The organism is Wolbachia endosymbiont of Tuta absoluta (genome assembly GCF_059414725.1).
In genome coordinates this window covers 1-11,536 of sequence record NZ_JBNRJY010000440.1, presented here as the reverse complement: position 1 = coordinate 11,536, position 11,536 = coordinate 1, and the positions used below count along the sequence as shown (strand labels likewise).

Below are 11,536 nucleotides of genomic sequence, written 5' to 3'. Positions count from 1 at the left end.
CTTAAGACCGGCGAAATTCTAGCGGCGATTGGCGCAGACCGTTACGCCACCGCAACGCCTAACTCTACATATTATTTGTTGCGTTGCGGTGCCGTGCCGCACTGCTGTACGAAGGAATTATCCCTACTCTGCAGAATTAGGTTGTACCTATAGCGTATTGGTGCCTTCTTATGCAATAAATAGCAACAATACTGCAGAATTTAAATTGTTGTTATAATATCTTCTTGATGTGTGTGACTGTGATATTTTGTTGTTATTATTTATCAAAGTAAACAAATCCGAAAACGGGGTAACTTTTCCTCATAAACTTTGAAAAATGCACGATAAAGCATCTGCGACAGCCATTAGAAACAAAAATTTAATAAGACGCTCAACCCTCTCGTAGTAGGCGCGACTTTTAATCTAAGCTATATACACCTTGTTATTTTCTCGTAAAAAATCGCTTTCCATATTTCACTAGTGGATATTGTAATATCGCGGGGAAAACGCCGTCTTAATAAACATTTTTTTCTCCGTCGCATGAAAATGACATTCCGGCGTCACATGTGACATTGATGAAAAAATATAAAAGAAATGATGGCATCGACGGGAACTGTGCAATCCGCTCATTGTGTTGAATCCCTGCCGTCATAGTTGGGGTTTGTCTTGCTTATAGTAGTAAGTTTATTTTCTTTCATAGCATAGTAGAGCACGTATATAATGTCTCAAATTGTTCTTCTTCTTTCGTGTGGGATACCAAGTCGTCCAACGACCCGATGAACCCTGGTGTCAGAGTTTTACAACCGCCTAGGTACTAATACTAGTATGCCATCTAAGTAATCATAGACAGCAACCGGGACCGGCGGCTTAACGTGCCCACCGAAGTACGGGATCATCTTTCTTTCCTGACAATCAAGTCGTTCAGCCTGCAAATGTCCTAACCAGACAGGGAACAAAATAACAAAGTGATTACTATCAACTTTGTGAGTGCCCCACCAAAAATCGAACCCAGAACCTTTGCATCACAGGCAGTCGCACCACCACTGCGTCACATCATCGATCGTCAAATTGTAACGGGATTCTTATAACGATAGATTATTTTTGATAAATGACCGCGATATTTCGGTCCAGTTGCATGAGCCATGAGAAAATAAATAAATGAATGTATGGAGCATTATTTGTGACCGCGAAAGTTTAAAACAGTGTTGTACTAGCAGCAATGTAAATGTCAAACCTTCTGCAAATAACCTAAATAATGTAGTGTTACCCATACAGCAGCGCCTTGTGGAAGTTAATAGCTCAGCTTAGAACAGAGTTTTTTTTTTTGCTTCATAGACTCGACATGCATTAGTTGGAGTTTAAGGTCATCTACGAGTAATAAATTATTCCTTAGTCTGCCTTTATTTCGGTTTCAAAATATGCCTAACATTTATCTTCCCATGTACCGGAAACCTCAGCTAACCTTTTCGTTTATCTTACTGTCTATACCTACCCTCCTATTGTTTCCTCCCAAACTTTCCGTTTCCACTACATTTTCCTCTCGTAAAAGAAAACCCGCTATACGCCCGCTCGCGATCGATCGTACCCTATGGCGTACCATGGGGGAGGCCTACGTCCAGCAGTGGACTACAATAGGCAGATGTATATGCATGAAGTATGTAATTGACAGCTTGGGAATAGCTACATGTTTGGAAAGAAATGAGCAGAACTTCAAAAATGCTTGTTTTCCGTCTATAACAGACGCATTTGTGATAAAAAAACAATGTAGTACAATAATTTGTTTTAATGTTCATTCATGTTTGCATTGCTTATCTCTACATGTTTTTAAAACTCAATATTTTTTAACAATTATTCATACAGTATAGCTTTTTTTGAACTTACTTATTATATTTAATGATTAATATTGTTTTACATCCCGGAAATACCGATGCCCCAAAAGAAGACGAGTGCCTCATATTTAAAGACTATTAAACATTACGTTACATAATAGCCGAGGTGAGTGGCCTGCGCCTTTGAAGGCCCGCCCTTGCCCAACCTAACCTCAAATTTACGCTCATTTTTCACATAAATCAAAGAACACCGGCCAGAAGATTTATCGCTATCTATGACCACTTCTATGTGACCATAGACAAAGACGATCGATCGGAAATCTTTTTCATCCATTATTTTAATGGCTTCATGATAACCATCTATTTGATGAACAAAATATCCTTCAGGTACTGATATTCTCAATTGTGCACCTACATGAGCATAACCACAAATACCAGGTGATACCGCTGGTACTGGGTCTTGTCTATGTTGAGTTACTCTAATGGTTTTTTCTTGAAGAACATCATTATAAAATTCACTAGCAGTAAGATCAAAAACTCGTGGATCACCAAAAGTTGCAACATGAACATCTTCAGCTCCTTCTGTTTTATTGAGGCATAAAGCAGCTATCTTAGCAATAGCTCCTCCCATACTGTGACCTGTGAGATTAATTTTAAAATCCTTGATTTCTGATCCCTGTTTTTCAGCATGAGATTTCAAAATGCCATACAGATTAGGCCATGAATCCATAAATGAATTATAGAAACCACAATGAATTCTTCCACCTTCAGGTAAAAATTCCGAAGTAGCAAAAAGTACATTTATATCAGTAATTCCATCATTAAAACTCTGGCTCAGACGAGTACCATGGTAGGCTATTGTTATTTCTTTACCTTTTATAAAAACGTGACCAGCATCTTTTTCAAAGCTATTACCAAATGGAATAATTTCATAACCTTCGCTGATGAGTTCAGCTCTAGTTTTATACATTTTTTCAGTAGATGGAACAATTTCAAAATCTTCTACAATTTCAAATTCAGTTTTGTATACTCTTTGAGCTAGGTTGTTACATCTTTTTTTACTTAATTTACCATCATCATCGCCATAGCTTATCTTGCAGAAATTACCCATTTCTAATAATTTCTCTCTATCAAATCCTGCAATTTTTACAATACTTTCATCTATTTTATAGTCAGAAGGTAAAGAACATGGCTCATTTGGATCAGCACGATTTATAAATTCATAATCTTCAATGATCTCAAATTCATCGTCATATTCTTTCATCTCGTATTTGCCATCATCTACTGAAATAGAGTCTGGCTGTTCAGTATTACCTGGCTCTGAGCCTGTAGCAGCACCTGTAGTGCTAAACCAATTGCGTAAAAAACTAAAATCCATAAGTACCCCAATCTATCAAAAATAAAACAATAATCTACCAACTATAATACAAATTAATATTATTGTCAACAATTTATATTAATAATTTAATCTTTTTATGCTTTTACTTTGAGTAAATTTTACTTCCATAGAATAAGTATAGAGTTATAATACACTAACAAGCAAACCTCTGTACTAAATTTTGGTTAATATACACGTTGAGCGTATTAAGAAAGTTGCTTTTAAAGTATTGCATTTTACCTTTATTTTCGCTATAAGGTTGCTTTAAGTTGGATTTTCAACACCTTTATACTATTTATGTTATGATTTTAAAATTTTTTGGGGGCACTTCATGAAAAAATCTATTTATACTAGAACTGCTCTAGCTTCTCTATTGACTTTATGTTCTTTCAGTGGCTTTGCTGCTGACTTTTCTGACGAGAGTATGAAGGAAGTAAAAAAGCAAGAGAGTAACGAGTCAATCAAAACTTCTGGAAAGATGGAAGTGATGAAGACGTCAAATAAGAAACTAAAAGAAAAAATGGACAGGATATGTAATGCTGATCCAAGAAAAAAAGCCGAGGAGCTTAAGAAAAAAGAAGAACTAAGATTAGCAGCTGAGCAGAAGAAAAAAGAGGAGTTAAAATTAGCAGCTGAACAAAAGAAGAAAAAAGAAGAGTTAAAATTAGTAGCAAAACAAAAGAAAAAAGATGAAATTAGGCTAGCAAAAGAGAAAAAAGCAAAGCTTATAGAGGATTCAAAGGCGAAAGCTCTAAGCACTAAAAATTCTAATGTAGAAAAGTCAAAAATTAAGGGTTCTAAAACTAAGAATGCTAAAATTGAAGCTAAAGATATAAAAAAGGATGTAAAAGTTGTTAACAGCAATACAGAGGAAAAAGGTAAGGCAAGTCCTGTTGTTTCAGTTGGTGGGGTTGATATTATCAATACCAATCAAGGGGATGGTTTAAGAATAACTTTCGGTGGCGTTGTTGATTCTCAAGGTTATGGTAACCATGGGCTAAGTGGCTATAACCATTATAATGTTATGCCAGGTAAATCTACAGATTATTTTAACAATACTCCAGATAGTATAAAAGGAGCAAATCCAATATTTCCTAAAGGGATAGGGAATATTGGTGATTACAGTGAAAACATGGGCATGATTTCAGATGCAATATTGCACTTAAGAGCTGAAAATAAAAATGAGGATATTGGTCTTCGTTATGGTGCCGATGTACAATTCCATGTTCCAGTTACTGAAGGTAAAGGAGCTTCACAAGGCGTGAATGCTGCAAGAGGTAGAAGTGCACATGTGTTTTTGAATTCAAAATATGGTGATCTGAAACTTGGTTATCAGTTTGGTCCTGAGTCTCTGATGAGACTTGATGCAACAAGAATTGCAACTGTTGATGGAGCTGCAGATAGTGACTGGTTCAGAAAAGTAAACTTAGAAGGAAGTGCTGCAAACTTCCCATTTTACGTAACACCACGTCTTTACACTGAAAGCTTCTCGAGCGAGAGCGAAAAACTCTCCTTCCGTATGGCAGGAAAATACAACAAAGAGGTTATGACCACATTGCCATTTAGAGCTGCTTACTACTCGCCGAATTATATGGGTGCAAGATTTGGTCTTAGCTACTCACCTCGCTACGATAGTGGTTTATCCGTTGTAAAAGAAATAGATTCAGTTCTTTCTAAAAATGCTCAAAAGCAAGATGAGGTAAAGCATAAGGAAACGTTAAGACATGTTGGACCAGATTACCAGCATATAATAAGCGCTGGTGCATCATATGAATATGACTTTAGTAAACATAATGTAAAAGTTAAAACTTCCGTAGTTGGTGAATATGGGTTTTCAAAGCAACCGAGTAAAGATAAGCACCTTTATAACGAGTTCATAGAATACAATAATCTGGCAGGCATTAATTTGGGTGCAAGCGCTGATTATAAGATTGATGAAGATCAAAGTGTAAAATTCGCTGCTTCTTTTGCATATTTAGGCAAATCTGGTCAACCTAAGAGTATCAAGGAACTCGACCTTGCTTCAAAAGAATATAAAGAGACTACTGATATTGCTAGAAAAAATGGCTTAAAGCAATTTAATGATAACAATACCATGTATTGGACTGCAGGTGCTGGTTATCAATATGATAACATCTACACAAGCGTGACATACTTTGGTAGCAGAATGAGTGATAAAGATATGCTTCATGATGTTGCACTTGGTGTTCAGTATGATCTATCTTCTTGCAATAAAAGCAAATTTGTTCCTTATGCAGCTCTTCACTACTTTACAACTGATGAAAAAGGTGCACTGGAAGATAAAAATAAGGATAAGATACCTTCTAACAAAGGAGTTCTTCTCCTCACTGGTGTGAAGTTTTCTTTCTAGTTATTTAATAATACACACCACAGCTTGAATGTGGTGTGTGTTTTCACTATGCACTTTCAAAATGTTGAAAAAATTTCCAATATATGATATAATAGCTAAAACTAGGAAGTAATAATCTAATGAGTATAACAGTAAATCTTGATGGGGAGTTCGAGAAAATAGTGCAGTCTCATTCCATATTGCAAAATCGTTCTGTACCGCAACAAATCGAGCATTGGGCTAAGATTGGTCAGATTGTTGAAGATAACCCTGAGCTCAGCTATAACATCATCAAAGAAATCCTTTCAGGCATTGAGGATATCAAGTCAGGTAATGTTGAGGAGTATAAGTCCACAAAATTTTGAAGATTCTTCTCACCAACACTTTTAAGCGGTCAATGAAGAAGCTGCACAATAATCAACTACCCAAACTTGAAGAAGCCATCAAACAAATTCAAGGTAACCCATATATTGGAGAGCTAAAGTCAGGCGATCTTGCAGGTGTTCGCGTGTATAAATTCTCTATTTTTAATCAACTGACATTATTAGCCTATATTCACAACGAACAAAATAACATATTAACACTTCTTGCATTTGCTCCACACGAAAATTTTTATAGAGATTTGAAAAAACAAGTGTAGCTAAATGCAGGTATGCCATTATTTATAAGAGGCAACTATGCAAACCAAATTAAAAAACCATTTAGCTGGAGAATTACTTACCATCGCTACTTGCTGGAAATTAACACTTGTAAGTGGAGAAGTAATGGGATTTACTGACTATGATGAAGATTTAAATCTCAATAATGTATTCTATAAATCTTCAAGCGGTTTTATAGCCAGCAGTATAATATTAAATAGCGATTTGAGAACTGATAATTTAGAAATTGAAGGAATATTAAATAGTGCTGATATTAAAGAAAAAGATGTTTTATCAGGAAGGTATGACTTTGCAAATATTGAAATATTTCTTGTGAATTATAAAGATTTGAGTCAGGGAATTATGAATTTGCATGCAGGAACTTTTGGTAAAGTAACATTAAATAGTGGGAGGTTTATCGCTGAAATTAGAGGTCTTGCGACAAAGCTTGAGAGAAGCATAACAGAGCTATATTCTCCTGTATGCAGGGCACAATTTTGCGATGATAGATGTAAAGCTGATGCTAAAAAGTTTAGTAGAATGAGCACAATTACTAAAGTGATAGATGAAAGAAGATTTGAAGACACTAATTTAATCGAAAGTGATGGATATTATAAGCACGGAGTGTTTAGTTCAGCAACATTTGAAGTTGTAGTTAAAGAATACAAAAATAAAGTAGTTACATTATTTGCTTCTCCTCCATATCAAATTTCTACCGGAGATAAATATTCGATACTTGCAGGTTGTGATAAAGCGTTTTTAACGTGCAAAAACAAGTTTAACAATACTGTGAATTTCCGTGGCGAACCATATATACCAGTTGTTTAGCAGCATAATTTTTAATATTATGAATAAGTATGGAAAGGTGGCTGAGCGGTCTAAAGCACACGCTTGGAAAGCGTGCACATATGAAAATATGTCGGGGGTTCGAATCCCCCCTTTTCCGCACATTATTTCTAGTGTAACATAGGATTTTCCGTTTTGTTCTTAAACCGTAATAACCATAGCACTTCAGCTCCGCAATTTTTCAGAGTCATCTACGTCAATAAAAGAATAGAGTTATCAAGTTGCAGAGCCTTCTTGATTTTTGATGATGAAGAGTAGTTGTTATCATAGAAATACATCCAGTAGCCAGCATACCTTCCTTATTCCTAATGATGTCTTGCAATACGTCTGTGTCATTTCTCCCTAAAATCTAATACTAGTATATACTCAATCTACCATAATCCGTCAATACAATTCTTTATTGAAAATTTTAGGAAAATGTTGTATAATTATGCAGTAGATTTCGGTAAAACTTATGGCTGATTCAAGTATTAACATTAGTGAAAAAGTTTTAAAAAACCTTACTCGTTTAGCTAAAGTAAAGAATCAATCAGCTCAAGAGCTAGCAGAGCAGTTTATACAAGAAGCAATTGAAAATGAAGAAGATATGGCAATAGCCAAACTTGCTATTCAACGTGACACTCGAAATGCAAAATTCATCAGGCATGAAGACATCAACTGGTGATAAGTATTTAATCTGCTATGAGGAAAATGTAGTTCACAAAGACATTCAAAATCTTCCAAAGACAATATGGTCAAGGGTAAAAGAAATCGTAAAAGAGCGTCTTACACTTTCTCCTGAGAAGGCAGGAGATCCCTTGCTCGGTGAGTTCAAAGGACATCGTAGAATACGATCTGGTGATTATCGTTTGGTTTATAGGATAAGTAAATTAGAACGTACAGTAATAATTACTGCAATAGAGCATAGAGAATACATCTATAAAAGTTAGAACCTTCCTATAAGCATTGTATATTTCATTATACAGACCTCTTTCCTCTTCACCTTAGGTGGCTTTGCTCAGCTCAAAAATAACTCATTTTTTGACTATACCCCTATAATTTTACTATTCTACAGACTATAAAATCGATGCTAATAACGGATTAGAGATAAACGTTGCAAAGAATCGCAGTGGATCAACCGGAAAGGTTACAGTAAGTTAATACTGGAAGGATATTAATCTAGGATTCATAAATGTCTTTTCTGTGTTTTATTGAAACACTTCATACTTTGCAGCATTTACATGATACGATAATCGCCAGTTCTCAGTCTTCTGTATCCTTTGAGTTTGTAACAAAACGATTCACCAAAATCAATTGGATTAACTGTAAGTCGCTCTTTTACTATCTCTTCAACTCTTAACTTTATTGTTTTTGGAAAAGCTCTTCTTACCAACATTTTTCAGGAATTTAATCTTATCGCGCTTTAGTCCCACCTATAGTGGTAAGATTATCTACTTATTCTTATATGGGAATTTACCAACTATTAAGACATTAAGTGTAATAAAAATATATTCTAATAGTATGGAAAAATAAAATGAATTTTGAAAAATATGTAAAGGATGGCGTTATAAATTTATATGATTTGCGTAGCAACACAAATAACAAAGAAATACAGGAGCTTATCAATTTTATAGAAAAAAGAAAAGATATCAAAGAATTTGGTTTTGGAAGTCATTATACTAGTGTTAATAACATGAAACTTAGGTGCAGAGGTGCAGGAATTGGTTTAGCTGCTGGTCTAGTTGCAGCATGTTGTTTATGGCAAGAAACTTTAGCTCTTATTGGCGGTTCTGGTGTAGTGTTGATTGCATTTGCTATAGTTGGTGCGTTACTTGGAGCTGGAGCGGGCTATGTCGTAGGTAAATGTCTTGATAAAATTGAGGTTAGTAAGTGTGCAATAAGCAGATTTTCTTAGAGGTTCGTATTGAATTCTAGCTTTCTTTCAATACTTAAAGATTTACAATCAGAGCAAACTACCTGGCCACGTGGAACTGATTTCAGCTCATCAGTTGAAACTTTACTTGAGCAGAATATGCATTTTATTTTATCACTTGGGGCGAGTGAGTGATCAACAGCAATTCTATCATCAAAAACAAAACACTCGCCTTCCCAATTACCACTTTTGTTGTGAGTTTTTTCAAGGTAGGAAAGAATACCGCCTTTAAGGTGATAAACATCGTTAAATCCAAGGCTTTTCATATATGCTGTAGATTTCTCGCATCTGATTCCACCAGTGCAGTACATAGCCACTTTCAGATCTTTACTCTCAGAGAAAGACTCTGCCCACTGAGGAAAATCTCGAAAACGCTGAGTATGTGGATTGATTGCATTTTTAAACTTGCCTAGTTTTACTTCGTAATCATTTCGTGTGTCTATCACTAAAACATCAGGTTGAGAGATAAAATCATCCCAATAATCTGGATCAATGTACTGACCTCTAACGGAAGTATCGAGATTACTTACACCAAGATTCACAATTTCTCTTTTTAATCTCACTTTCATCTTACTAAATGGTTGATATTCTGCTGCACTCTCTTTCCATGTAAGGTCCCTTAGTCTATAATCAGAACGTAGAAAATCGAATATTTTATCAATCGCGTTTCTTTCACCAGATACGGTTGCATTAATACCCTCTTCTGCAAGGAGTATAGTACCCTTTAATTCGACATTGTCGCATGCAACTTTTATTTCATCTTTCATGTCATAATAATTAGAGAGTTTTACAAAATGATAGAAAGTTGCAATGACAAAACTCATAATTAATTAGTTTATCGATTTAAAACATAATATATAAAATTATGAAGATATTCAATAGGACGGCTGTTAATTACTGGATATCTTTAGTTTTTGCATATAACATTTTAATATCAAATATAGATTCAAGTTAATGTTTCTGAGAGTATTTAAAAATATATTCTTGTTTTTAGTAAGTGTATTATTTGTCTGCCCTATACTATCGTTAATATCGATTCTATTTACAGAATCAGCAAACTCTGGATGGGTAATTAGTAGACTTTTTCCTGAATATATACTCAATACGTTGATTTTGATGGTAGGAGTAGGGTTAATATCCTTTATATTTGGAGTAATTCCAGCTTGGCTTACTACATTTTTTTCGTTTCCCGGAAGTAGAATTTTTGAGATTGCCTTATTCTTTCCGATATCAATTCCTGGATATATAGTATCGTTTGTTTATGTAAATACGCTAGAGTTTTCAGGTCCGATTCAGAGCTTGTTAAGAGATACTTTTCAATTGGGCAAAGGTGACTATTGGTTTCCCGAGATCAAATCCCTAGGTGGTGGAATATTAGTAATGGGATTTAGTCTATATCCATACGTTTATATGTTGGTCCGCTCAAGTCTAAAGAGCGTTAGTAACTCAGTCACTATTGCATCAACACTTGGGTTCTCCTCATTACAGAGTCTGTTTTCTGTCATCATACCCTCCATACGTCCATCAATTATAGCTGGGTTATCCTTGGTACTGATGGAAGTAATTACAGATTTCGGCACACCACAGTTTCTTGCTATCGATACTTTCACGACAGGAATATACCGTACTTGGTTTTTACTTCATGACAAATATTCAACTACTGTTTTGGCAGTTGCAGAACTGATTTTCGTTGCAACACTAATAGTTATCGAGAAAAAACTACAAAAAAGAGAAATATCTTACTCTTCAATCAATACTAATGCAGATTATCACAATAAACGTAGTATAAACGGTTCTATATCGTTGATCTTTTCTTATCTTATGTGTTTATTGCCGATATTAATAGGCTTTATTTTACCAATGATTCCACTTATATATTGGAGCATAGAGAAAGGCTTTTTCATATACGAAGCAAGATTTTACAATATAATAACAAACAGTATTAGTTTATCATTTATTACCGCGCTAATCTCGATCAGCATTGCAATAATTATTGGATATACAGCACGTAAAAATAAGCTAATAAGCAATATAGCACGTCTAATTTCTCTTGGATATGCAATTCCAAATGCAATTATTGCAATTAGCATAATAATGTTTTTAAGCAGAATATCTTCTTTCATTACTCAATATATTGTAGAAATTAGCTTGGTAGGAACTATTGGTGCATTAGTTTACTCATATTTATTTCGTTTTTTTGCTATATCTTTCAAAGCAATAGAGTCGGGACTCAAAAAAACACCAAATGAAATTGAATGGACTGCATATACTATGGGTCATGGGCCTATTTCCACGTGCCTGAATATTCATATTCCCCTTATCAAGAAAAGCATACTATCGGGATTTCTGCTCGTGTTTATGGATACGGTAAAAGAACTCACGGCAACACTAATTATCAGACCATTTAATTTTGAAACTATATCAACTAGAATATATGAACTTGTCAGCGATGAGCGTTACAGAGAAGCTGCCCCATTTTCGTTAATGATAGTTATTATAGGTTTAACCTCTACAATAATCTTATTCACACTTGATGATAAGAATCAAAAATAAACTATTTTGCATCTGTTCAGCAGAGTAACAAAATAAGATAGACGAAAAAAG

Annotated in this window: 11 protein-coding genes and 1 tRNA gene; 9 read left to right on the top strand and 3 right to left on the bottom strand. The window is 34.8% G+C overall.

Annotated features, from left to right (window positions below):
• Positions 1 to 1,953: 1,953 nt before the first annotated feature.
• Positions 1,954 to 3,186, bottom strand: a complete 1,233-nt coding sequence (locus tag ACJ5GX_RS04815; RefSeq protein WP_495292754.1) for a lipase family protein — start codon at positions 3,184 to 3,186, stop codon at positions 1,954 to 1,956.
• Between the two features lie 331 nt (positions 3,187 to 3,517).
• Here ACJ5GX_RS04815 and ACJ5GX_RS04810 point away from each other — a divergent pair, with 331 nt between their 5' ends.
• The 7 genes from ACJ5GX_RS04810 to ACJ5GX_RS04780 all read left to right on the top strand — a co-directional run bounded on the left by ACJ5GX_RS04810 (position 3,518) and on the right by ACJ5GX_RS04780 (position 7,949).
• The gene (locus tag ACJ5GX_RS04810) at positions 3,518 to 5,557 is read left to right on the top strand and encodes a WD0745 family porin (RefSeq protein WP_096097212.1); all 2,040 of its coding nucleotides are present in this window, start codon (positions 3,518 to 3,520) and stop codon (positions 5,555 to 5,557) included.
• Positions 5,558 to 5,676: 119 nt separating this feature from the next.
• The gene (locus tag ACJ5GX_RS04805; protein ID WP_226079579.1) at positions 5,677 to 5,901 is read left to right on the top strand and encodes a ParD-like family protein; all 225 of its coding nucleotides are present in this window, start codon (positions 5,677 to 5,679) and stop codon (positions 5,899 to 5,901) included.
• Entirely contained in the window at positions 5,898 to 6,176 is a 279-nt protein-coding gene (locus ACJ5GX_RS04800) for a type II toxin-antitoxin system RelE/ParE family toxin (protein WP_127463812.1), read from the top strand. Before ACJ5GX_RS04805 ends, ACJ5GX_RS04800 begins: the two co-directional genes overlap by 4 nt.
• A gap of 37 nt (positions 6,177 to 6,213) precedes the next feature.
• Positions 6,214 to 7,002 (top strand): phage/gene transfer agent baseplate hub protein, encoded by a 789-nt coding sequence (locus ACJ5GX_RS04795; protein ID WP_096097216.1) that lies wholly within the window; start codon positions 6,214 to 6,216, stop codon positions 7,000 to 7,002.
• Between the two features lie 31 nt (positions 7,003 to 7,033).
• Positions 7,034 to 7,120: transfer RNA gene (locus tag ACJ5GX_RS04790), tRNA-Ser, on the top strand.
• A 354-nt stretch (positions 7,121 to 7,474) separates the two neighbouring features.
• Positions 7,475 to 7,684, top strand: a complete 210-nt coding sequence (locus ACJ5GX_RS04785) for a DUF6290 family protein (protein WP_007302130.1) — start codon at positions 7,475 to 7,477, stop codon at positions 7,682 to 7,684.
• Positions 7,665 to 7,949 carry a type II toxin-antitoxin system RelE family toxin gene (locus ACJ5GX_RS04780; protein ID WP_019236726.1) on the top strand — a complete coding sequence of 95 codons (285 nt, stop codon included), beginning with the start codon at positions 7,665 to 7,667 and terminating at the stop codon, positions 7,947 to 7,949. The genes ACJ5GX_RS04785 and ACJ5GX_RS04780 overlap by 20 nt, the downstream gene beginning before the upstream one ends.
• A 287-nt stretch (positions 7,950 to 8,236) precedes the next feature.
• On the opposite strand, the gene ACJ5GX_RS04775 is transcribed toward ACJ5GX_RS04780, so the two are convergent.
• On the bottom strand, positions 8,237 to 8,395 hold the full coding sequence (locus ACJ5GX_RS04775; RefSeq protein WP_019236727.1) for a type II toxin-antitoxin system RelE family toxin: 159 nt from the start codon (positions 8,393 to 8,395) through the stop codon (positions 8,237 to 8,239).
• A 138-nt stretch (positions 8,396 to 8,533) separates the two neighbouring features.
• On the opposite strand from ACJ5GX_RS04775, the gene ACJ5GX_RS04770 reads away from it, so the two are divergent.
• Positions 8,534 to 8,914, top strand: coding sequence for a hypothetical protein (locus ACJ5GX_RS04770; RefSeq protein WP_096097218.1), 381 nt, complete (start codon positions 8,534 to 8,536; stop codon positions 8,912 to 8,914).
• On the opposite strand, the gene trhO is transcribed toward ACJ5GX_RS04770, so the two are convergent.
• Complete coding sequence (gene trhO, locus ACJ5GX_RS04765) at positions 8,911 to 9,756, bottom strand: oxygen-dependent tRNA uridine(34) hydroxylase TrhO (protein ID WP_012481894.1); 846 nt, start codon at positions 9,754 to 9,756, stop codon at positions 8,911 to 8,913. The genes ACJ5GX_RS04770 and trhO overlap by 4 nt on opposite strands.
• Before the next feature lie 130 nt (positions 9,757 to 9,886).
• On the opposite strand from trhO, the gene ACJ5GX_RS04760 reads away from it, so the two are divergent.
• The gene (locus tag ACJ5GX_RS04760; protein ID WP_052264833.1) at positions 9,887 to 11,485 is read left to right on the top strand and encodes an ABC transporter permease; all 1,599 of its coding nucleotides are present in this window, start codon (positions 9,887 to 9,889) and stop codon (positions 11,483 to 11,485) included.
• Positions 11,486 to 11,536 lie beyond the last annotated feature (51 nt).